Below are 21,719 nucleotides of genomic sequence, written 5' to 3'. Positions count from 1 at the left end.
ACCCATCGGGGATGGCAAAAAGGCCCCGCCGGCGCTGTCGTCCGGCGGGGCCCGCCTAGTGTGTCAGAAAACCGGGATCAGTGGCCGACGGCCGCGCCCGCCCCCTTGGGCACGCGCACCGACTCCACCAGCTCCTGGATGTGCGCCGGCACCGGCTTGGACACGCTGCTGACCGCGAACGCCACGACGAAGTTGACGATCGCGCCGACGGTACCGAAGGCCTCCGGCGTGACGCCGAAGAAGCTGTTGGCGCCGCCGATCAGATCCAGGTACTCGGTGCCCTTGACGAAGAAGATGCCCTTGTGCGCGAACACGTAGAACAGCGTCACGAACAGGCCCGACAGCATGCCGGCGATCGCACCGGAGCTGGTCACCTTCTTGCTGAAGATGCCCATCATCAGCGCCGGGAAGATGGTGGAGGCGGCAATGCCGAACGCCAGCGCCACCGTGCCGGCGGCAAAGCCCGGCGGGTTCAGGCCCAGGTAGCCCGCGACGACGATGGCGCCCGCCATCGCGATCTTGCCGGCCAGCAGCTCGCCCTTCTCGCTGATGTTGGGGTTGATCGCGCCCTTGATCAGGTCGTGCGAGATCGCCGACGAGATCGCCAGCAGCAGGCCCGCCGCGGTGGACAGCGCCGCGGCCAGACCACCGGCGGCCACCAGCGCGATCACCCAGTTGGGCAGCAGCGCGATCTCGGGGTTGGCCAGCACGATGATGTCGGCGTTGACGGTCAGCTCGTTGCCCTTGAAGCCGGCGGCCTCGGCCTTGGCCTTGACGGCCTCGTTCTTGGTCTTGTCGTTGTAGAACTGGATGCGGCCGTCGCCGTTCTTGTCCTCGAACTTCAGCAGGCCGGTCTTCTCCCAGCGCTTGAACCAGTCGGGGCGCTGCTCGTACGGCAGCGAGGCCTCGGCGCTGATCAGGTCGCCGCCGGCCTTGACCTTGTCGGCGTTGATGCGCACGCCACCGGCCGGATCGGGCTCGACGCCGACGGCGGTGTTGACGGTGCCGATCAGGTTCAGGCGCGCCATCGCGCCCACCGCCGGGGCGGTGGTGTAGAGCAGCGCGATGAACACCAGCGCCCAGCCGGCCGAGGCGCGCGCGTCGGCCACCTTGGGCACGGTGAAGAAGCGCACGATGACGTGCGGCAGACCCGCGGTGCCGATCATCAGCGACACGGTGTAGAAGAACATGTTGAGCTTGTTGCCGGCGACCTGCGTCGTGTACTCGCCGAAGCCCAGATCCACCAGCACCTGGTTGAGCTTGTCCAGCAGCGCCACGTCGGTGCCGCTGAGGTTCGAGCCCAGGCCCAGCTGCGGAATGACGTTGCCGGTCAGCGCCAGCGAGATGAAGAACGCCGGCACCAGGTAGGCCAGGATCAGCACGATGTACTGCGCCACCTGGGTGTAGGTGATGCCCTTCATGCCGCCGAACACCGCATAGGCGAACACGATGGCCATGCCGATGTAGATGCCCATGTCGCTGGAGACGCCCAGGAAGCGCGAGAACGTCACGCCGACACCGGTCATCTGGCCGATGATGTAGGTGATCGAGGCCACCAGCAGGCAGATCACGCCGACGTTGCGCGCGGTCTGCGAGTAGTAGCGGTCACCGATGAACTCGGGCACGGTGAACTTGCCGAACTTGCGCAGGTACGGCGCCAGCAGGCAGGCCAGCAGCACGTAGCCGCCGGTCCAGCCCATCAGGAACACGGCGCCGCCGTAGCCCATGTTGGAGATCAGGCCGGCCATCGAGATGAACGAGGCCGCGCTCATCCAGTCGGCCGCGGTGGCCATGCCATTGGTGACCGGGTGCACGCCGCCGCCGGCGACGTAGAAGTCGGAGGTGCTGCCGGCGCGCGACCACACCGCGATGCCGATGTAGAGGGCGAAGGTCGCGCCGACGACCAGGTAGATCCAGAGTTGCAGGCTCATGGTGGTGCACTCCCGGTCAGTCTTCGGCCATGCCGAACTTGGCGTCGATCTTGCGCATCTGCGCCGCGTACCAGAAGATCAGCGCGATGAAGACATAGATCGAGCCCTGCTGGGCGAACCAGAAGCCCAGCGGATAGCCGCCCAGCTTGATGGCGTTGAGCGCGTCGGCGAACAGGATGCCGGCGCCGTACGACACCAGGAACCAGATGACCAGCACTTTGGCCAGCAGCCCCAGCGTCGCGGACCAGTAGGCCCGTGCGTTGTCGTTCAGGGACATGGATGCTCCTCGGATGGTTGGTGCGAATCGGCGGCGCGCAGGCCGCCCTACCCGCATCACCGGCGGCGATGCGTCGCGGTCCACTATCCGCGTGCACGCTTACAGCCCGCTGAATGAAACCGGGTTTCAGCCCCAAACCTAGGGAAAACACCGAGACCATCCGTCCGGCCGTAACCGCCGGTCGCCCCACCGCGATCAGGCAGGCCAGTCGAGGACTGTCCAGGCCCCCCAGTGCGGCGCCTCGCGTGGCCACTGCGCCGCGGTGGGCAAACGCGCGCCCTGTGCGCGCAGCCACTGCACGGCGCGAATGACGCCGGCGTGCGTGATCCAGACGACATCCGTCGCTGCGGACGCGGCAGCCTCCGCCAGCGCGGCCTGCACGCGCGCCAGCAGCTGCGCCACCGACTCGCCGCCGCCGGCGCGGTGGTGCGCGAAGTCGGCCACCCAGGCGTCCAGCGCCGCCGCGCCGATCGCGTCCCACGCGCGCCCCTCCCAGGCGCCGAAGTCGAGTTCGTCCAGCCGGGCGTCCTCGCGCCACGTCCCGGCCGGTGGTCCGCCCAGCGCCGCGGCCAGCTGGCGGCAGCGCGCGCGCGTGGAGTGCCAGCCGGCCCAGCGTGGCGGCAGCGCCGCGCGCAGCGCCGCGGCGGCGGCCTGCGTGGCGGCCGCGTCCGCCACGACGTCGAGCCGCCCGTAGCAGCGCCCCGGCTCGATGCGCGGGGCCGCATGCCGCACCAGCCACAGCCGCATCGCTCAGCCCCGCGCCCCCAGCGCCGCGCCGAGGAGGAAGGCGGCCAGCACCACCTGCTGCGTGGCGCCGAGCGCATCTCCGGTGAAGCCCTGCAGCCGCCGCGCCAGCCACGCGCGCACGCGCCACGTCGCCAGCGCCGCCAGCGCCAGCGCCCCGCCCCACACCGGCGCCGCCAGCGGCACGAGCGCCGCCAGGGCCGTCAGCAACGACACGGTCTGCACGCCCGCCCACGCCAGCGCCCGGTCGTCGATCGCGTCGGCCAGCGGCTTGGCCTTGCGCCCGTCGGCTTCGCCGACATAGGGCAGCGTGCGCATGACCACCAGCGGCGCCAAGCGCGAGGCCACGTGCGCCGCGACCAGCAGCGCCGCCGCCGCAGCCGCCCCCAGCGCCTGCGCCAGCAGCGCCAGCAGCGCCGCCTGCAAGAGGGCCATCAGCGCCAGCGCCAGCGCTCCGTAGCTGCCGATGCGCGAATCCTTCATGATCGCCAGCGCCCGCTCGCGCGGCACGTGGCCGCCGAGCGCGTCGCAGGTGTCGGCCCAGCCGTCCTCGTGGAAGGCGCCGGTCAGCCATGCGCTGGCCATCAGCGTCAGCCCCGCCGCCACCCAGGCCGCCGCCGGCTGCGCCGGCAGCAGCGCGAGCGCCGCCGCCAGCACCGCGCCGGCCCAGGCGCCGACCACCGCGCCGACGAGCGGAAACCACACGGCGCTGGCGCGCAGCATCGCCGGCGAATAACCGACCCACGCCGCCAGCCTCCCGGTGACGGGGATGCGGGTGAAGAACTGCAGCGCGAGCAGCAAGTGCCGCAGCGCCAGCGCGCGCCGCGGCGCACCGGCAGCGTCATCACCCTGCCCGACGTCGGGGCCGTGCCGATCCGTCATCCCCCGGCATCCTCAGACCGCCACGGTTGCGGCCACCGCGCTGGCGCGCGCCACCCCGGCCGCGCCGAAACTGGCCATCTCGCGCAGGATGGCGCAGGCCGACACCAGCAGCGGCCAGGCCAGCGCCGCACCCGACCCCTCCCCGAGCCGCAGACCGAGGTCCAGCAGCGGCTCGGCCTTCAGGTGCGCCAGCAGCAGCGCGTGGCCGCGCTCGCCGGAGCGGTGGGCGAACACGCAGCGCTGCAGCACGTGCGGGCGCAGCCGCACCGCCACCAGCACCGCGGCGGTGGTGATGAAGCCGTCCACCACGATGATGCGCCGCTCCGCGGCGGCCTGCAGCACGGCGCCGGTCATGGCGGCGATCTCCAGGCCCCCCAGCGCCGCCAGCGCCTGCAGCGGCTCGGTGGCCTGCGCATGGCGCGCCAGCACCCGCCGCAGCACGTCGATCTTGCGCTGCACGCCGGCGGCGTCGAGCCCCGTGCCGGCGCCGGTGCAGTCGGCGATGTCCAGACCCGTCAGCCGGCTCATCAGCAGCGCCGCGGCGGAGGTGTTGCCGATGCCCATCTCGCCCAGCAGCAGCACGTTGCCGGGCAGCCGCCGCACGAGGTCGATGCCGTGTCGCAGCGCCTGCGCGCATTGCGCGTCGGTCATCGCCGGTTGCTGCAGCGCGTCCGCCGTGCCCCAGGCCACCTTGGCGTCCACCAGGCCGGGCCGCGGGGCAAAGGCATGGCGCACGCCGCAGTCCACCACGGTCAGCGCCAGCGCGTGCTGGCGCGCCAGCACGCTGACCGCCGCGCCGCCGGCGAGGAAGTTTTCCACCATCTGCCAGGTGACGTCGCTCGGGTAGGCCGACACGCCGTGCGCGGCCAGGCCATGGTCGGCGGCGAAGACCACCAGCTGCGGCTCGCGCAGCGCGGGCGCCTCGGTGCCGAGGATCAGGCCGAGCCGCTGCGCCAGCGCCTCCAGCCGGCCCAGCGACCCGAGCGGCTTGGTCTTGTCGTCCAGCAGCGCCTGCAAGCGCGCGGCCAGCGCCGCGTCGTGCAGGTCGGGCACGGCGGGCAGGTCGTCGGGGTTCAGGGTCGTCATCGGGGGACTCCTCATCGATGGGGTGTGGAAGGGTCAGGGCCCGGCCAGCGCCGCCAGCGCCCCGGGGGCGAAGTGCGCCTCCACCAGGTCGGCCAGGCCGTCGAACACGTCCGCCAGCGGCCGGGCGCGCGCACCCAGCAGCGCGCGCAGCGCGGCTTCGTCCTCGAACAGGCCGTGCAGGTACAGGCCCAGCACGTTGCCGGCGGTGTTGCACCACGCCAGCCCCGGCAGCACCTCGTGCGCCACTTCGCCACGGGCGACGAGCGCCGGGTGCGGCACGGTGCGGCCGTGGTGGATCTCGTAGCCGCGCACGCGCACGCCGCCCAAGGCCGCCCACGGGCCGGGCGGCAGCGCGGCGAACGTCGCCGTGGTGCGGCGCACGGTCTTGTCGCGCTCGAAGGCGGTGACCAGCGGCAGCAGGCCCAGCCCCGGGGCGTTGCCGTCCACGCCGTGCGGATCGACCAGCGCTTCGCCCAGCATCTGCAGCCCGCCGCAGATGCCCAGCACCGCCCCGCCGCGCGCCGCGTGCGCGGCAATCGCCGCGTCCAGCCCCTGCGCGCGCAGCCACGCCAGGTCCGCCGCCGTGGCCTTGGAGCCGGGCAGGATGATCCAGTCGGCCCCGGCGCAATCCGCCGGCGTGCGCGCCCACACCAGCCGCACGCCGGCGGCGTTCTTCAGCGGCTGGAATTCGTCCAGGTTGCTCAGGCGCGGGTAGGCCACCACCGCCACCGTCGTGCGCACCGGGCCGCCGCCGTGCACGGTACGGTCGTCGAACACGCCGTCCTCCTCGGGCAGGCCGTGCCCCCAGCGCAGCGGCAGGGTGGCCAGCGTCGGCACGCCGGTAAGCTGCAGCAGCCGCTGCGGCGCCGGCTCCAGCAGCGCCGCGTCGCCGCGGAACCTGTTCAGCACGTAGCCGCGCAGCGCGCCGCGCACGTCAGGGGGCAGCAGCGCCCAGGTGCCGTACAGGTGCGCGAACGCCCCGCCGCGGTCGATGTCGGCCACCAGCAGCGCACGCGCCTGCGCGTGGCGCACCGGCGCCAGATTCACGATGTCGCTGTCCTGCAGGTTGATCTCCGCCGGGGAGCCGGCGCCTTCCATCACGATCAGGTCGTGCTGCGCGCGCAGTTCATCGAGCGCCTGCCGCACCACCGGCCCGACGCGGGCCGAGCGCTGCCGCCACGGCAGCGCGGTCAGCTCGGCGTCGACGCGGCCCAGCAGCACCACCTGGCTGCGCGTGTCGGCCTCGGGCTTGAGCAGCAGCGGGTTCATGCGCACGTCCGGCTCCACGCCGGCGGCCAGCGCCTGGAAATACTGCGCCGCGCCGATCTCGCCTTCCGCGCCGTCGGAGGTGGCCACCACGCGCGCGTTGTTGCTCATGTTCTGCGCCTTGAACGGCGCCACGCGCAGGCCCTGGCGCGCGTACCAGCGGCACAGCGCGGTGGCGAGCCAGCTCTTGCCGGCGCCGCTGCTGGTGCCCCAGACCATCAGGCAGCGCGCGGTCATCGCGGCGCCCTCCTCCGGGGGGCCACGGGCGGGCTTGCCGCGGGCGCATCCAGCGCCTCGGCCAGCGCCTGCAGCGCCTCGGGCGGCTGCGCCGACAGACGCCACCAGCCCGGCAGGCCGAACGACGCCGCCTCGCGCAGCTTGACGCCGCGCGCGCGCAGCGCCGCCGCCTCCAGCGGCTGCGGCGGGCGGGCGCAGAGAAACGGCGTGACGCTCGCGGCGACGTCCCAGCCGCGCGCCTGCAGCGTCTGCACGAGCGCCGCCTTCCACTGCGCGAGCGTCCCTAAGGTCGCCTGCAGCCAGCGCTGCGTCGAAGGCTCCACCCACGCGGCCAGCAGCGCCACGCCGTCGGCCCCGATCGGCCACGACGGCGCCAGCGCCTCCAACTCGGCGAGCTGGCCAGGCTCGGCCTCTTCGGGCGCGATCACGTAGGCCGCGCGCACGCCGGTGAGGCCCAGCGCCTTGTTGGGACTGTGCAGCTGCCAGCAGTGCGCGCGCTGCGCCTCGGTCAACGCGGCGCCGCCCTGCAGCCGCAGCGGCGCGTAGGCCAGGTCCAGTGTCACCGGCGCCCCGGCGGTCAACAATGCCTCGGCCACGGCGGCATCCTCCGGCTGGCCGAGCGGGCTGCCGGGGTCGCACAGCCAGCCGGCACGCGCCTGCGCCGGGCCGGGCGCGCGCGCCAGGCCCCAGACCGCGGCGGCGTGCGCGTAGTCACCGTAGCCGGGCATCGGCCACCAGACGCGCGTCAGCCCCCGCCGTGCGCACCAGGCGGCAAAGCGCAGGATCCATTCGCTGCCGCTGGCGGCCAGCAGCACGCGCGCCGGCGCCACACCGTGCGCGTCCGCCAGCCGCCGGCGCAGATCCGTGTAGGCGGGATCCGGATAGTGACGCCGCACCGCCGCCTGCACCCGCGCCCAGGCGTGCGGGCACGGCCCGCAGGCGTTGGCGTTGGTGGAGAAGTCCCACGGCGGCACACCGTCGGCGTCGGGGCCGCCGTGGGGGCGCGCCGGCAGCGCGGCAGACGTTCGCTTCGACGCCGCGCGCGGCCCGTGCCCGGCCTGTGGGCCTGGCCCGCCGGCCTCGACAACGGGGTGATCCAGCCGCTCCTCCTTCATGACGGCCTCCCGAAGACCTCCAGCGCCGCCAGCCCGGCCACCAGCAGCGCACCGCACCCGGCGACCACGCGCCCGCACCATGCCAGGGCACGCGCGGTGTCGGCCCGCTGCGGCAACCGCCCGTCTTCGTGGAGCGCGTACACACCGGGCTTGACGAGCCGCACCCCCAGCCGCAGCGCCAGCGCCCCCATCGGCCAGCCGCCGTTGGGCGACGGCGTGCGCCGCGCCTGTGCGCGCAGCGCACGCCACCGCACGCCGCGGCCCGAGGCGGCCAGCAGCAGCCCCGCAGTCAGCCGCGCCGGCAGCCATGAGAGCGCATCGTCGGCGCGCGCGGCCCAGCGCCCGGCCCACGTCCAGTCGCGCCCGCCGCGCACGCCGCTATAGCCCCACATCGCATCGGCGGTGTTGGCCCAGCGGTACAGCGCCGCCCCCGGCAGGCCCGCCAGCGCAAACCAGAACAGCGGCGCCACCACCGAGTCGTTGAGGTTTTCCGCCAGGGTGGACAGCGCCGCCTGCCGTACGCCGGCCTCATCCAGCGCCTGCACGTCGCGGCTGACCAGCCGCGCCACCTGCGCGCGCCCGGGCTCCAGCCCCTGCGCCAGCGCCGCCTCCACCGCGGCCACCTCGTCGCGCAGCATCCGCCAGGCCAGCAGCGGCTTGAGCAGCACGCCCAGCGCCAGCCCCTGCGCCCACCACGGCGTGCCGCTCAGCAGCGCCTGCGCGCCGCCGGCCAGCGCCACCACCGCCACCGCCCCCAGCGTCCACGCCAGCGCCCCGGCGGCGAAGTCCCGCCTTGGCCGCTGCGCCTCATCCGCCCGCGGCGCCACCCACCGGCCCAGCGCCGCCAGCACCCGTCCCATGCCGACGACGGGGTGCAGGCGCGGTGGCGGCTCGCCGAAACGCGCGTCCCACGCCAGCGCCACCGCGATGGCCAGCGCCAGCGCAGCGGGTACGGGCCAACCGAGGACGTCGGGCTGCATCGGCGGATCCGTCGGCCTCAAGCCTGTGCCGCGCGCGTGCGCATCCCTACCCGCGCCAGCAAGGCACGGTCGGCCTCCACGTCGGGGTTGCCGGTCACCAGCAGCCTGTCGCCGTAGAAGATCGAGTTGGCGCCGGCCAAGAAGCACAGCACCTGGGTCGATTCGTCCATGTCGCGCCGGCCAGCCGACAGCCGCACCTTGGCGCGCGGCATCGTGATGCGCGCCGCGGCGATCGTGCGCACGAACTCCAGCGGGTCGAGGTCGGGCTGGTCGGCCAGCGGCGTGCCGGCCACCTTGACCAGGTGGTTGATCGGCACCGACTCCGGATAGGGGTCGAGGTTGGCCAGCTGCGCGATCAGCCCAGCGCGCTGCAGGCGCGACTCGCCCATGCCGACGATGCCGCCGCAGCAGACCCGGATGCCGGCCGCGCGCACGTGCTCGAGCGTGCGCAGCCGATCCTCGTAGTCGCGCGTGTGGATGATGGCGCCGTAGAACTCCGGCGCGGTGTCGAGGTTGTGGTTGTAGTAGTCCAGGCCCGCCTCGCGCAGCCTCTGCGCCTGCCCGGCGCTCAGCATGCCCAGCGTGCAGCAGGCCTCCAGGCCCTCCTCTTTCACGACGCGCACCAGCTCGGCGACCTTGTCGAGATCGCGGTCGGTCGGCGCGCGCCACGCCGCGCCCATGCAGAAGCGCTGGGCACCAGCCTGCCGCGCGGCGCGCACGGCCGCCCGCACGTCCTCGGGCGTCATCAGCTTGGTGGCCTTGACCCCGGTGTCGTGGTGCACCGACTGCGGGCAATACGCGCAGTCTTCCGGGCAGCCGCCGGTCTTGACCGACAGCAGCGTGGCCAGCTCCATCTCGGTGGGATCGTGGTGCTGCCGGTGCACCTGCTGCGCCTGAAACAAAAGTTCCGGCAGCGGCTGCTCCAGCAACGCCAGCACGTCGGCCGGCGTCCATGCAGGGCGCTGCGCGGTGTCTGCGGTTCGTTGCACGGCCGGGGCTGCATCCACCTGCCGCTCGCGCGGCGAGGCAACGGCAATCTCGAGGTTCATCGACATGACATGCGAAGGTTGAGGGAGGACAACGAAGGCCGGATCATGGCACGGGGACACCCCCATCTGCGTTCAATCCTCAATGCCGCGCTGGGCCGGGATGCCGGCCTGGAAGGCGTGCTTGACGAGCCGCATCTCGGTGACGGTGTCGGCCAGCGCGATCAGCTCCGGCGGGCAGCCCCGCCCCGTCAGGCAGACGTGCACGTCGCGCGGGCGCGTCTGCAGCGTCTGCAGCACCTCCTGCAGCGGCACCCAGCCGTAGCGCAGCGGGTAGGTGATCTCGTCGAGCACGACGAGGAAGTGGCGCCCGTCCAGGATCGCTTCGCGCGCACGGCGCCAGCCCTCGGCGGCCAGCCGGGCGGAGTGGTCGAGGTCACGGCTCTTCCAGCTGAAGCCGTCGCCCAGGCCCTCGATCGGCACGCCCAGCGCCTCGAAGGCGCGGTGCTCGCCGAAGCGCGCCGTGGGCACCTTCATGAACTGGAAGATGCGCACCGCCTTGCCGCGGCCGTGCGCCCGCAGCGCCAGCCCGAACGCCGCCGTGCTCTTGCCCTTGCCGTCGCCGGTGTGCACGATGACGAGGCCGCGGCGCTCGCCCTGCGGCTTTTCGTACGGCCTGGTGGTCGGCGGCGACTCAGGCGGCATGGGTGGCCTCCAGCGGTGGCACGCACGGCAGCGCGACCCAACGCGACGCCGTGCCGTCGCTGCAGGTGGCCTCGGCGGCAAGCGGCCGCACCGCGATGCGCTGCTCGAACACCTGCTCCAGCGCGCGGTGCGTGGCCGGCTCGGCCGCCGGCCCCTGGTGGCGCACGCGCCCGCCATCCAGGATCAGCAGCTCGTCGGCGTGCAGCGCGAGGTTGAGCTCGTGCAGCACGGTCACCACCGTGTGGCCCTGGCGCGTCAGCGCGCGCACCAGCGCCAGCCAGTCGGCCTGGTGCGGGGGGTCCAGATGCGCCAGCGGCTCGTCCATCAGCAGGACCGGCGCCTGCACCGCCAGCAGCCGCGCCAGCAGCACGCGCTGGCGCTGACCGCCGGAGAGCTGCCCCAACGGCCGCCCGCGCCAGTCCCACGCCTGCATCAGGCGCAGCGCCTGCTCCACCGCCGCGCGGTCGGCGGCGCTGGGGGTGGCCAGCCACGGCTGGTGCGGCAGCCGGCCCAGCATCGCCACGTCCCAGGCGATCAGGTCGTCGGCCGCCGGCTCGGCCTGACCGAGCCACGCCACCGTGCGGGCGCGCGCCCGGCGCGGCCAGTCCTGCAGCGCCCGCCCCAGCAGCTCGATGCGGCCGCCCTGCAGCGGCAGCAGGCCCGCCAGCGCCTTCAGCAGCGTGGATTTGCCGGCGCCGTTGGGGCCGACGAGGCACGTCCAGCGCCCGCGCGGCAGCGCCGCCGTCACGCCGTGCAGCACCGGGCGGCCACCGAGCGCGACGCGGACCCTCTGCGCGGCCAGCGCGATGTCGGTGGCGGGATGCACGGTGCCCGTCATGCCCCTTGCCCCCGCAGCCGCCCCCGGTGCATCAGCCACAGCAGGTAGCCGCCACCCAGCACCGCCGTCAGCACGCCCACCGGCAGCTCCTGCGGCGCCAGCCACCCGCGCGCCAGTGTATCGGCCGCCAGCAGCAGCACGCCGCCCATCGCCGCCGCCAGCGCCATCAGCCAGCCGTGCGTCGTCGGCACCAGCGAGCGCACCAGATGCGGCGCCGCCAGCCCCACGAAGGCGATCAGCCCGGTCTGTGCCACCGCGCTGGCGGTGGCCAGCGCCAGCACCGCCACCAGCGCCGTGCGCAACGCCCCGAGGGGCAGGCCCAGGCTCGCGGCGGTGGCCTCCCCGAGCGCGAGCGCATCCAGCGCGCGCGCCAGCAGCGCCGCCGCCGCCGTGCACAGCACGGCGGCCACGAGCATCAGCCCGGCCGACGGCCAGCCGACGAACGCCGTGGAGCCGAGCAGAAACGCCTGCATCGCCTGCAGCGCATCCGGCGCCAGCAGCAGCACGAACTGCGTGCCGGCCCCCAGCACCACGCCGACCACCACCCCCGCCAGCAGCAGCCGCAGCGTGTGCTGCACGCCGCGCGCCAGCGTCAGCGTCAGCAGCACCGCCGCCAGCGCCCCGACGAACGCCGCCCCGGTCAGGCCGAGCCGCACCCAGAGACTGGAGGACAGCACGCTCCAGCCGGGTGTGCCGGCGCCCCCCAGCATGCCGGCCGCCCCGCCCAGCGCCACCAGGGCGAGCGCCACCGCCAGCGACGCCCCCGCCGCGCTGCCGAGCAGGAACGGGTCGGCCAGCGGGTTGCGGAACAGCCCCTGCGCCACCGCGCCGGCCACCCCGAGCAGCGCCCCGGCGGCCCAGGCGCCGAGCGCCCGCGGCAGGCGGATCTCCCACACGATCTGCGCCGCCAGCGCCGCCTGCCCGTCGTCGGACGACGAGGCGAGCGCCCCCCACACCGGTTCGAACCCCAGGCTGCCGACGCTGACCGCCAGCACCAGCAGCGCCGCCGCCGCCACGAGCAGCGCCAGCAGCACCCCGGCGGCACGGCGCGCGTTCACGGGCGACCTCCCGCCGCCGCTGCCGTCGGGCGCGCCGGCGCGGCGGCGCGCGCCAGGCAGTCGGCCATCAGCCGTGCCGCCTCGGCCATGCGCGGTCCCGGCCGCACCAGCACGTCGGACTGCGCGGCGTCGAACGCGCACACCCGCCCCTGCCGCACCGCGCGCAAGGCCGCCCAGCCGGGCCGCTGCGCCAGCGCCTCGGCGGCCCGGCTGCTGACCAGGATCACGTCCGGGTCGGCGCGCACGACGAACTCCGGGTTCAGCTTCGGGAAGGGGCCCAGCGAGGCCGGCACCACGTTGCGCGCCCCCAGGCGCCGCAGCGTCTGGCCGATGAACGACGCCTCCCCCGCCGCGTAGGGCCCGGGGCTGACCTCGACGTAGACGCGCAGCCCGCGCGCCGCCGGCGGCAGCGACTGCGCCGCCGCCGACACCGCCGCGTCGATCGCGCGCCAGACGCGCGCCGCATCCGGCACCTCCAGCAGCGCGCCCAGCGTCAGCAGCACGCGCTGCACGTCCTGGTGCGTGCGCGGCTCCAGCGCCACCACCTTGAGGCCCAGCGCGCGCAGCCGCTCGATCGCGCGCGAGGAGGTGGCCGCCAGCACCACGTCGGGCCGCAGCGCCACGATCGCCTCGATGTTCGGATCCAGCCCGCCGCCGACGCGCGGCACGCCCGCGAGCGCCGGCGGCCAGTTGGTGTAGCGGTCCACGCCCACCAGCCGGTCGCAGCGGCCCAGCTCGCACACCGCTTCCGACAGCGACGGCAGCAGGCTGACGATGCGCTTTGGCGGCTGCGCCAGCCGCACCTCCACGCCGTGGTCATCGGTGAGACGCACCTCGGCGCGCGCCGGCCAGCCGGCCAGCAGCGCGCCGGCCAGCAGCAGCGCCCGCCCCCAGCCGAGCCGTGCCAAGCGCCGGATGGCCATCAGACCGCCCCCTTCACGGTGAGCGGACAGCCCGCCACCATCAGCGTGACGCGCTCGCAGCGCGCCGCCACGCGCTGGTTCAGCGTGCCCAGCGCATCGACGAAGGCGCGCACCTCGCTCCCGAGCGGGATGACGCCCAGGCCGATCTCGTTGCCGACCAGCACCACCGGGCCGCTTGTGGCCTGCAGCGCCTGCTCCAGCGCCTGCATGGCCGCCTCCAGCGCTTCGGGCTCCACCGCCGCCGCCCGCCCCGGCGGCCACGCCAGCTGCGTCAGCCACAGCGTCAGGCAATCGACCACCACCAGCGCCTGCGGCGAGCTCTGGCGCTGCAGCGCCTGCGGCAGCTCGGCGCCGGCCACCTCCAGCGTCTCCATCCCCGGCACGCGCGCGGCGCGCTCGCGCCGGTGGCGCTCGATGCGCGCACGCATCTCCGCATCGCGCGGCTGGGCGGTGGCCAGCAGCACCGCGCGGTGGCGCGCGTCCGCCGCCAGCCATTGCGCCGCGCGCCCCTCGGCCCAGCGCGACTTGCCGCTCTTCTGCCCGCCCAGCACCAGCTCACGCATCGCCGCCCTCCCGCAGGCGCTCGCCTTCCGCGGCCCGTCCCGGCCCGTCCATCCAGGCCAGGATGAGGCGGTGCAGCTGCGCCACGCCGTCCGTCAGCGCCGCCGGGCCGGGCTGCAGGATGTCGGCGCTCTTGATCTCGTGCAGCTGACCGTCGCGCACCGCCGGCACGTCCTGCCAGCCGGGGCGCGCGGCCACGCGCTCGGGCCGGAACTTCTTGCCGCACCACGAGCCGATGATGAGGTCCGGGGCGCGCCGCACCACCTCCTGCGGATCCGGCAGCACGCGGTCCTTGCCGAGCGGCTCGCGCGCGCGTTCAGCGAAGATGTCCTGCCCGCCGGCCAGCTCGATCAGCTCCGAAACCCAGCGGATCGCGGTGATCGGCGGGTCGTCCCACTCCTCGAAATAGACGCGCGGGCGCCGCGCGCCCTGCTGCAGCCGCCGTTGGATCTCAGCGCGCATCGCGGCGTGCCGCGCCTCGATCGCCGCCAGCCACCGCTCGCCCTCGTGCGCGCAGCCGACCAGCGCCGCCACCTGCCACAGCATCGCCCGGATCTCCTCGACGCTGCGCTGGTTGAACACCGTCACGGCCACGCCCGCGCGGATCAGCGCGGCAGCGATGTCGGCCTGCAGGTCGGAAAAGCCGAACACGTGATCCGGCCGCAACGCCAGGATCTTGTCGATCTTCGCGCTCAGAAAGGCGCTGACGCGCGGCTTTTCCTGCCGCGCCTGCGGCGGGCGCACCGTGTAGCCGCTGATGCCGACGATGCGGTGCTGCTGCCCAAGCAGGTAGAGCCACTCGGTGGTCTCCTCCGTCAGGCAGACGATGCGCTGCGGGCCGAAGTCGGGCCGGGTCATGCGGCGGCCTCCTGCGACACGGCTGGCACCCGATCATCCTGCGGCGAAAGGAGCTGCGCCACCGCCCGCGGGGCCGAGGCGAACCACGCGTGGAAGTAACTCGCCAGGATGGGCCCGTGGCGCCAGATGGCCTCGGGCCGGCCATGCGCCCGCGCCGGGGTGGTGTGCGCGACGGGCGCCAGCGGGATCTGCGCCTCCGAATAGTGAAAGGTGTGCCCGCGCAGCTCGCCCCACGGCGTGGCCCAGGCGTGCGGCCCGAGCGCCGCCAGCCGCGGGCGCATGACGGCCTGCCCGGGCAGCAGCCCCCACATCGGCACGCGCCGCCCATCCACCAGCGTCAGCGCCTCCAGCAGCGCCAGCATCCCGCCGCACTCCGCCCACACCGGACGGCCCGCCTGCACGTGGCGCTGCACGCTGGCGCGCGTGCGACCCGCGGAGGCGAGACGGTCGGCGTGCAGCTCCGGGTAGCCCCCGGGCAGCCACAGCGCGTCGGCCTCGGGCAGCGGCTCGTCCGCCAGCGGCGAGAAGAACACGACCTCCGCTCCCAGCGCCTGCAGCGTCTCCACGTTGGCGGGGTAGAGGAAGCCGAACGCCGCATCGCGCGCCACCGCGATGCGGCGCCCGGCCAGCCACGGCCCGGTCGCCGGCGGCGCGTCGCCCGGCTCCAGCGCCACCGCCCAGCGCTGCCATTCGGGCCAGGCGAGCCGGCCCAGCGGCGTGGCCTGCAGCGCATCGGCCAGCCGGTCCAGCCGTGCCCGCGCATCCGGCAGCTCGCCGGCCTGCGTCAAGCCCAGGTGGCGCTCGGGCAGGGCCATGCCCTGGTCGCGCGGCAACGCCCCCCACCACGGGCCGTCGCCGTCGCGCAGGGCCGCCTGCAGCATCTGCGCATGCCCCGCGCCGGCCACGCGGTTGGCCAGCACCCCGGCCCACGGCAGCCCGGGCCGGTAGTGGCGCAGCCCGTGCACCAGGGCGCCAAAGGTGCCTGCCATCGCCCCGGCGTCCACCACCGCCAGCACCGGGATGCCCAGCCGCTGCGCCAGCTCGGCGGCACTGGGCTCGCCGTCGTAGAGGCCCATGACACCCTCGATCAGGATCAGGTCGGCCTGCTGCGCCGCGCGCGCCAGCCGCGCGCGCACGTCGGCCTCGCCGTTCATCCAGAGGTCGAGGTTGTCCACCGGGTGGCCGCTGGCCAGCGCCAGCCACTGCGGATCGAGAAAATCCGGCCCGCACTTGAACACCCGCACGCGCCGTCCCTGGCGCGCGTGCCAGCGCGCCAGCGCCGCGGTGACGCTGGTCTTGCCCTGACCGGAGGCCGGGGCGGCGATCAGCAGCGCGGGGCAGCGCATGGCAGCGGCGTCGAGATGGCGGCCTCGGTGGCCATGACCCGGCCTCAGCGCGGGGCCCAGCTCAGGCCGACGAACAGGGTCCGGCCCGGCGTCGCGTAGCCCGCCACCGTCTCGTAGGCGCGATCGGTGGCGTTGTCGAGGCGCGCGAGCAAGCGCCAGTCGCGCCCCAGCGGCCGCTCGGCCGTCAGGTTGAGCAGGGTGTAGGACGCCAGCCGCTGGGTGTTGGCCGCGTTGTTGTAGCGCTCGCCCACCACCTGCACTTCGCCTCCCAGGCGCCAGCCCGCGGCAACGGTGTCGGCCGTCAGCGTCGCCTGCGTGCGCGGCCGCCGGGCCAGCCACTTGTCCGTCAGCTCGTTCTTGGGTCGCATCACGTCCCACGAGCCGCCCAGGTTGACCGCGCCGAGGCGGGTGCCGCCGCTCAACGTCACCCCGGTGATGCGGGCCCGGCCGACGTTGTCGTAGCAGCCGGCGTACGGTCCCACGCCGTTGACGCAAGGTCCGGGGCCGCTGACGTAGTCGATCAGGTCGCGCACGCGGTTACGGTAGGCCACCACCGACAGCCGGTCCGCCCCGGACTGCCAATGCAGGCCGGCCTCCACGTTGCGGCCCTTCTCGGCCTTGAGGTCGGGCTTGCCGTAGATGCTGAAGCGCTGGAACAGCGTCGGCACCCGGAACGCCGTGCCCGCCGACGCCGTCACGCGCAGCGTGCGGCTGACGTCATGGCCATAAGCCAGCAGCCCGGTGGACTGGCCGCCGAACTCGCTGTCGTCGTCGTGGCGCGCGTTGACCTGCAGATGGTGCGGTCCCGAGCGCCAGCCGTAACCCACGGCCACGGCGTTCTGGTGGCGGTCGGTGCGGGGCGGCGTCGTGCTGCGGTTGTCCAGCGCATCCTCGCGCCGCTCCAGATCCACCGTCATCAGGCCCGGACCCAGCCGCAGTTCGTTGCGCAGCAGGGCGGTGGTCACGCGCGTTTCGGTCAGGTACGGCGACGGCGTCGTCTCGTAGCGGTCGGTGCCGCGCGTCAGACTGGCGCGGGTGGTCCAGACCTCGCTCCACTGCGCGGTCCAATGCAGCCCGGCCGTGCGCAGGCGGTGCAGGCTCTGGTCGTCCAGTCCGGGCGTGAAGCCGTCGTAGCCGGCGCGCTGGCGGCTGTCCAGCAGCGTCAGCTCCAGCCTGTGCCCCGGAGCCACCCGCCAGCCCAGACGTCCGGAGAGGTTCTCGTTGCGGTAGCCGTCGCGGTCCGGATTGCCCTGCAGGCGGGCGTTGAAGCCGTCGCTGCGCTCCGCACCGACCCCGAACGCATAGTCCACACCCTCAGCGCCACCGCGCAGCGACACCCCGAGCGTGCGGGTCTGGTGGCTGCCCAGCCCCATCCGCACCGAGGGGAAGAATCCTTCCTCGCCCTCGCGCGTGAAGATCTGCACGACCCCGGCCAGCGCGTCCGAGCCGTAGATGGCCGCGGCCGGCCCGCGCAGCACCTCGATGCGCTCCACCTGCGACAGCGGGATCGCATTCCAGGTCGCCCCGCCGGTGGACTGCGAATCGATGCGCACCCCGTCGATGAACACCGCGGTGAAGCGCCCCTCGGCGCCGCGCAGGTAGACGTTGGTCGTCGTGGCCGGCCCGCCGTTGCGGCTGATCGTGACACCCGGCACCCGCGCCAGCACGTCGGCGACGGCAGCGGCGCCGCTGCGCTCGATCGTGTCGCGGTCGATCACCGTCACATCGGCGATCACGTCGGTGATGGGCTGCTGCGAGCGGGTGGCGCTGACCACCACCGCATCCAGCATCGGTTGAGACTGGGCCATCGCCCAGGGCGACACGGCGCCGGCGCACAGGCAGGCCAGCGCCACCGGCCGCAGGCGGCCGGCAAGAGCGGAATGGATCATATCGGATCGAAGGACATCGACGAGCCCTCACCGCCCTCCCCGACGGTGTCTGGGCGACACGGCGCCGCGGCCGAGACCCCGGCGCCACCCCGTTGGCCGGTATCCGGGCTGGTGGAGACGACCGCCGGCGCCTTCCCGGGTGGCGCAGCACCCAGTGGCATGGAGCCGGCAGCGGCCACCGCGCCGCGGGGCGCGGCGACGTCCACTTACCGTTGCGGGGGCAGCGCTGGTTAGGCGGTATGCCGCACGGCGTACCACCCCCCAGCTTCCCGTTTAACTGCGCCGCCACGGACGGACGGCGCGAGCACCAACGCGGAGATCATTGTAGCGCCGGCCCGGACGGCGGCCCTACAATCGCCGGACGATGGATGCCACCCTGATCGACGACCTCGCCCGGCGCGTGGAGCGGCTGCTGCTGCGACACGAGGAGCTGCGTCGCACCCAGGCGCTGCTGGAGCAGGAAGTGCGGCGGCTGACCGAGGAGCGCGACCACCTGCTGGCGCAGTGCCGGCAGGCGCGTGCCCGGCTGGCGGCGCTGGCCGCGGCGCTGGACGACGCGCAGGAGGCCGTATGACGACGCGCGCACCGATCAAGCAGGTCGAGGTGCAGATCATGAGCCAGACCTACGTGCTGGCCTGCCCGGCCGATGGCGAGGAGGCGCTGCGTGAGGCGGTGGCGCAGGTGGATGCGGCGATGTGCCGCATCCGCGACGCCGGCAAGGTCAAGGCGCGCGACCGCATCGCGGTGCTGGCGGCGCTCAACATCGCCTTCGACGCCGCCCACCGCGACCCGGCGCTGGCATTCCGCAACTCCTCGTTCGGCACGCCCGAGGGCGAGCCGGCCGCCGACGCCGCCGCCTTGCCGCCGCAGGCCGAGCAGCGCCTGCGCGCGCTGATCGCGCGCCTGGACGAGGCGCTGGCGGCCGACGACCGGCTGCCGTGACCTCGCCGCCCGGGCACCCGGCGGGGTACAATCGGGCCGTCTGCCATCCGTCGGGCCCTACATTCCTTGAACCAATGCTCGTAGAGCCCGGGCTTGGTACATCGCGCGGCGGGCGCGATCGTCTCGCGTCAGACGAACCCGAAGCCGCGCTGCCCTCGCCCACCTGAACCTCCGCGTTCAGGATGCCGGTCCGGCGGTTTGGCAGACACCCTCCTCTGCCCCTCCATCCCGGCCGTCTGCCGCGCAGTGCCCGCGCGCCCCGGCGTCGCGCAGCCTGCCTCGTCATCTCATGCTCGAACCGTTGCTGATCGCCGAACTGGTCGCGCTGGGCATCGCCACCGGTTTCCTGGCGGGACTGCTCGGCATCGGGGGCGGCATGCTGATGGTGCCCTTCCTCACCTTCATCCTCGCGCAGCGCGGCGTTGCCGGTGACCTGGCGGTCAAGATGGCGATCGCCACCTCGATGGCCACGATCGTCTTCACGTCGCTGTCGAGCGTGCGCGCGCACCACCGCCGCGGCGCGGTACGCTGGGATCTGGTGCGCCGGCTCGCGCCGGGCATCGTGCTGGGCGCGCTGCTGGCCGGCGCCGGTGCGTTCCGCGTGCTGTCGGGTCGCTGGCTGGCGCTGCTGTTCGCGGGCTTCGTGGCCTTCTCGGCCACGCAGATGCTGCGCTCGGCCGCCAGGCCGCAGGGCGGCACGGGGCGGGGTCTGCCCGGACCGGCGGGACAGCTGGCCGCCGGCGGCGCGATCGGCTTTCTCTCCGGCCTCGTGGGCGCCGGCGGGGGGTTCATCAGCGTGCCGTTCATGACGTGGTGCGGCGTGGTCATGCATCAGGCGGTGGCCACCAGCGCCGCGCTGGGCTTTCCGATCGCGCTGGCCAACGGCTTGGGATACCTGTGGTCCGGAGCGGGCGTGCCGGGGCGGCCGGCCGGCGCGCTGGGCTACGTGTTCCTGCCGGCGCTGGCGGTGATCGCCAGCGCCAGCGTGCTGATGGCGCCGGTGGGCGTGCGCGTGGCGCACGCGCTGCCGGTGGCCACGCTCAAGCGCGTGTTTGCGCTGCTGCTGTACGGCCTGGCGGCGGCCATGACGTGGAAGGCGTGGCGGGGCTGAGCGCCGCCGCGTCTGCGCCACGCAACGCCCGCGCCGCCGCGCCTCCGGGAAAACCCCGTCCAAGGGGCCTCGGGGCGTGCGGACGCTGGAAAAAGCGCCTTCTTGGCAGTACGATGCAGCCATCCATGCGTGCGCCCGCGTGGCGCTGCGTGGCGAGCTTGCAACCAACCCAAGGATCGACTCATGGCCACTGCGAAGAAAGCTGCCTCGCCCAAGTCCACCTCCGCGGCCAAGACGGCCAAGCCTGCGGCCGCCAAGCCGGCCGCGGCCAAGGCCACCGCCGCGCCGAAGCGCACGCCCAACGCGGCGTTCATGAAGCCGATGACCCCCAGCGCCGAGCTGGCCGCCATCGTCGGCGCCAAGCCGCTGCCGCGCACCGAGGTGACCAAGAAGGTGTGGGAATACATCAAGAAGAACAAGCTGCAGGACGCCACCAACAAGCGCATGATCAACGCCGACGCCAAGCTCAAGGCGGTGCTGAAGAAGGCGCAGGTGTCGATGTTCGAGATGACCAAGATCATCAGCTCGCACCTGTCCTGAAGGCACGCCGGCGCCGCGGCGCCCGCACCCTCGAAGGCCCCGCCCTCGCGCGGGGCTTTTGCATGGGACGTCGGCCGACGCCGCGCCGCCGCCCCCGCAAACGAAAACCCCCGCCGGCTGGCGGGGGCTTGCGCGGGGAACGCAGCCTGCCGCCACCGCCCCGGCGCCTGTCAGGCGCCGGGGCGGTGGCGCATGCGCCTCAACGCACGACCGCGATCTCCGAGCGCTGACCACCCTTGTAGGTGTAGAGCGTCAGCGCACCGTTCTTGATGTCGCCCTTCTCGTCGAACTCGATCAGACCGGTCACGCCCTTGTGGCTGATCTGCTTGAGCGCCGGCAGGTACTTGGCCGGATCGGCCGAGTTGGCGTTCTGCATGGCCTTGACCATCACGTGCACGGCGTCGTACACATACGGCGCGTACACCTGCACGTCCACGCCGAACTTGGCCTTGAAGTCGGCGCGGAACTTGTCCATCGCCGCCTTCTGTTCGCCCTCGACGCCACCGGCCTCGGCGCAGTAGACCTGCTCGTCGGCCATGCCGTCGCCGGCCAGCTTGGGCAGCTCGCTGGTGCAGATGCCGTCGCCGCCCATGAACTTGGCGTTGATGCCCAGCTGCTTCATCTGCTTGAGCATCGGGCCCGCCACCGCGTCCATGCCGCCGAAGAAGATCACGTCGGGCTTCTTGGCCTTGATCTTGGTCAGGATGGCGTTGAAGTCGGTGGCCTTGTCGTTGGTGAACTCGCGGTCGACCACTTCGCCACCGGCGGCCTTGACCCCCTTCTCGAATTCGTCGGCCACGCCCTGGCCGTAGGCCGTGCGGTCGTCGATCACCGCGACCTTCTTGGCACCGAGCTGCTCAACCGCGTACTTGCCCAGCGTGCCGCCCAGGTGGGTGTCATCCGCGACCACGCGGAACACGTTGTTGAAGCCTTGGCGCGTGTACTTCGGGTTGGTGGCCGACGGCGAGATCTGCGGAATGCCCGCGGCGTTGTAGATCTGCGAGGCCGGAATGGTGGTGCCGGAGTTGAGGTGACCGATCACGCCGTTGACCTTGGCGTCGACCAGCTTCTGCGCCGCGGCCGTGCCCTGCTTCGGGTCGGCGGCGTCGTCCTCGGCCAGCAGCTCGAACTTGACCGGACGCCCCTCCAGCTGGATGCCGGCGGCGTTGAGCTCCTCGATGGCCATGCGGGCGCCGTTCTCGTTGTCCTTGCCCAGGTGCGCGATCGGGCCGCTGGTCGGGCCGACGTGGCCGATCTTGACGACCATCGGCTCCACCGCCGGACCCTGGGCGGCGGGCTTGGCTTCCTCCTTCTTGCCACAGGCCGTCAGCGCGATGGCGGCCGCGGCCGCGATGGCCAATTTGGTGTACACGTGCATGGGTGCCCCTTCTGGAACGGAAATGGTTGCAACGGTTTGCGCGCAACACCGGATTGCGCGCGCGAA

Annotated in this window: 22 protein-coding genes and 1 riboswitch; of the genes, 4 read left to right on the top strand and 18 right to left on the bottom strand. The window is 73.7% G+C overall.

Annotated elements, in window-relative coordinates; all coding sequences use genetic code 11:
- Window positions 1-77: 77 nt before the first annotated feature.
- From Tsedi_RS00365 to Tsedi_RS00285, 17 genes are all read right to left on the bottom strand, one after another.
- On the bottom strand, window positions 78-1,931 hold the full coding sequence (locus Tsedi_RS00365) for a sodium:solute symporter family protein (protein ID WP_143892480.1): 1,854 nt from the start codon (window positions 1,929-1,931) through the stop codon (window positions 78-80).
- 16 nt (window positions 1,932-1,947) lie between these two features.
- Window positions 1,948-2,208 (bottom strand): DUF4212 domain-containing protein, encoded by a 261-nt coding sequence (locus Tsedi_RS00360; RefSeq protein ID WP_185970526.1) that lies wholly within the window; start codon window positions 2,206-2,208, stop codon window positions 1,948-1,950.
- A 195-nt stretch (window positions 2,209-2,403) separates the two neighbouring features.
- Window positions 2,404-2,955, bottom strand: coding sequence for a histidine phosphatase family protein (locus Tsedi_RS00355; protein WP_143892478.1), 552 nt, complete (start codon window positions 2,953-2,955; stop codon window positions 2,404-2,406).
- 3 nt (window positions 2,956-2,958) lie between these two features.
- Window positions 2,959-3,834 carry an adenosylcobinamide-GDP ribazoletransferase gene (locus Tsedi_RS00350; protein ID WP_143892475.1) on the bottom strand — a complete coding sequence of 292 codons (876 nt, stop codon included), beginning with the start codon at window positions 3,832-3,834 and terminating at the stop codon, window positions 2,959-2,961.
- Window positions 3,835-3,846: 12 nt separating this feature from the next.
- Entirely contained in the window at window positions 3,847-4,920 is a 1,074-nt protein-coding gene (gene cobT / locus Tsedi_RS00345) for a nicotinate-nucleotide--dimethylbenzimidazole phosphoribosyltransferase (RefSeq protein ID WP_143892473.1), read from the bottom strand.
- A gap of 33 nt (window positions 4,921-4,953) precedes the next feature.
- Entirely contained in the window at window positions 4,954-6,423 is a 1,470-nt protein-coding gene (locus tag Tsedi_RS00340) for a cobyric acid synthase (protein WP_143892471.1), read from the bottom strand.
- Window positions 6,420-7,538 carry an aminotransferase class I/II-fold pyridoxal phosphate-dependent enzyme gene (locus Tsedi_RS00335; RefSeq protein WP_143892469.1) on the bottom strand — a complete coding sequence of 373 codons (1,119 nt, stop codon included), beginning with the start codon at window positions 7,536-7,538 and terminating at the stop codon, window positions 6,420-6,422. The genes Tsedi_RS00340 and Tsedi_RS00335 overlap by 4 nt, the downstream gene beginning before the upstream one ends.
- On the bottom strand, window positions 7,535-8,518 hold the full coding sequence (gene cbiB / locus Tsedi_RS00330) for an adenosylcobinamide-phosphate synthase CbiB (RefSeq protein WP_143892467.1): 984 nt from the start codon (window positions 8,516-8,518) through the stop codon (window positions 7,535-7,537). The genes Tsedi_RS00335 and cbiB overlap by 4 nt, the downstream gene beginning before the upstream one ends.
- 17 nt (window positions 8,519-8,535) lie before the next feature.
- Complete coding sequence (gene bioB / locus Tsedi_RS00325; protein ID WP_143893021.1) at window positions 8,536-9,567, bottom strand: biotin synthase BioB; 1,032 nt, start codon at window positions 9,565-9,567, stop codon at window positions 8,536-8,538.
- 72 nt (window positions 9,568-9,639) lie between these two features.
- Window positions 9,640-10,209 carry a cob(I)yrinic acid a,c-diamide adenosyltransferase gene (gene cobO / locus Tsedi_RS00320; protein WP_143892465.1) on the bottom strand — a complete coding sequence of 190 codons (570 nt, stop codon included), beginning with the start codon at window positions 10,207-10,209 and terminating at the stop codon, window positions 9,640-9,642.
- Complete coding sequence (locus tag Tsedi_RS00315) at window positions 10,199-11,047, bottom strand: ABC transporter ATP-binding protein (protein ID WP_143892462.1); 849 nt, start codon at window positions 11,045-11,047, stop codon at window positions 10,199-10,201. The genes cobO and Tsedi_RS00315 overlap by 11 nt, the downstream gene beginning before the upstream one ends.
- Window positions 11,044-12,105, bottom strand: a complete 1,062-nt coding sequence (locus Tsedi_RS00310) for a FecCD family ABC transporter permease (RefSeq protein ID WP_143892459.1) — start codon at window positions 12,103-12,105, stop codon at window positions 11,044-11,046. The genes Tsedi_RS00315 and Tsedi_RS00310 overlap by 4 nt, the downstream gene beginning before the upstream one ends.
- Window positions 12,102-13,028, bottom strand: coding sequence for an ABC transporter substrate-binding protein (locus Tsedi_RS00305; protein WP_143892457.1), 927 nt, complete (start codon window positions 13,026-13,028; stop codon window positions 12,102-12,104). Before Tsedi_RS00305 ends, Tsedi_RS00310 begins: the two co-directional genes overlap by 4 nt.
- A complete protein-coding gene (locus Tsedi_RS00300) occupies window positions 13,028-13,591 on the bottom strand; it encodes a bifunctional adenosylcobinamide kinase/adenosylcobinamide-phosphate guanylyltransferase (protein WP_143892455.1) in 564 nt (187 codons plus the stop codon). Before Tsedi_RS00300 ends, Tsedi_RS00305 begins: the two co-directional genes overlap by 1 nt.
- On the bottom strand, window positions 13,584-14,447 hold the full coding sequence (locus Tsedi_RS00295) for a cobalamin-binding protein (protein WP_143892453.1): 864 nt from the start codon (window positions 14,445-14,447) through the stop codon (window positions 13,584-13,586). The genes Tsedi_RS00300 and Tsedi_RS00295 overlap by 8 nt, the downstream gene beginning before the upstream one ends.
- On the bottom strand, window positions 14,444-15,793 hold the full coding sequence (locus tag Tsedi_RS00290) for a cobyrinic acid a,c-diamide synthase CobB (protein ID WP_143892451.1): 1,350 nt from the start codon (window positions 15,791-15,793) through the stop codon (window positions 14,444-14,446). Before Tsedi_RS00290 ends, Tsedi_RS00295 begins: the two co-directional genes overlap by 4 nt.
- A gap of 44 nt (window positions 15,794-15,837) precedes the next feature.
- The gene (locus tag Tsedi_RS00285; RefSeq protein ID WP_143892448.1) at window positions 15,838-17,682 is read right to left on the bottom strand and encodes a TonB-dependent receptor domain-containing protein; all 1,845 of its coding nucleotides are present in this window, start codon (window positions 17,680-17,682) and stop codon (window positions 15,838-15,840) included.
- A gap of 77 nt (window positions 17,683-17,759) precedes the next feature.
- Window positions 17,760-18,009: riboswitch (cobalamin riboswitch) on the bottom strand.
- 37 nt (window positions 18,010-18,046) lie between these two features.
- On the opposite strand from Tsedi_RS00285, the gene Tsedi_RS00280 reads away from it, so the two are divergent.
- The 4 genes from Tsedi_RS00280 (at window position 18,047) to Tsedi_RS00265 (ending at window position 20,275) form a co-directional block, all read left to right on the top strand.
- A complete protein-coding gene (locus Tsedi_RS00280) occupies window positions 18,047-18,256 on the top strand; it encodes a DUF904 domain-containing protein (RefSeq protein WP_143892446.1) in 210 nt (69 codons plus the stop codon).
- 14 nt (window positions 18,257-18,270) lie between these two features.
- Window positions 18,271-18,624, top strand: a complete 354-nt coding sequence (locus tag Tsedi_RS00275; protein ID WP_143893019.1) for a cell division protein ZapA — start codon at window positions 18,271-18,273, stop codon at window positions 18,622-18,624.
- A gap of 289 nt (window positions 18,625-18,913) precedes the next feature.
- Window positions 18,914-19,735 (top strand): sulfite exporter TauE/SafE family protein, encoded by an 822-nt coding sequence (locus tag Tsedi_RS00270; protein ID WP_143892443.1) that lies wholly within the window; start codon window positions 18,914-18,916, stop codon window positions 19,733-19,735.
- Window positions 19,736-19,864: 129 nt separating this feature from the next.
- Window positions 19,865-20,275 carry an SWIB/MDM2 domain-containing protein gene (locus Tsedi_RS00265; protein WP_425472706.1) on the top strand — a complete coding sequence of 137 codons (411 nt, stop codon included), beginning with the start codon at window positions 19,865-19,867 and terminating at the stop codon, window positions 20,273-20,275.
- Between the two features lie 199 nt (window positions 20,276-20,474).
- On the opposite strand, the gene Tsedi_RS00260 is transcribed toward Tsedi_RS00265, so the two are convergent.
- Window positions 20,475-21,653, bottom strand: coding sequence for a branched-chain amino acid ABC transporter substrate-binding protein (locus Tsedi_RS00260; RefSeq protein WP_143892439.1), 1,179 nt, complete (start codon window positions 21,651-21,653; stop codon window positions 20,475-20,477).
- Window positions 21,654-21,719: the final 66 nt, after the last annotated feature.

The organism is Tepidimonas sediminis (assembly GCF_007556605.1).
In the GTDB taxonomy this organism is placed as follows: Bacteria; Pseudomonadota; Gammaproteobacteria; order Burkholderiales; family Burkholderiaceae_C; genus Tepidimonas; species Tepidimonas sediminis.
This window is presented reverse-complemented; position numbering and strand designations above follow the sequence as displayed.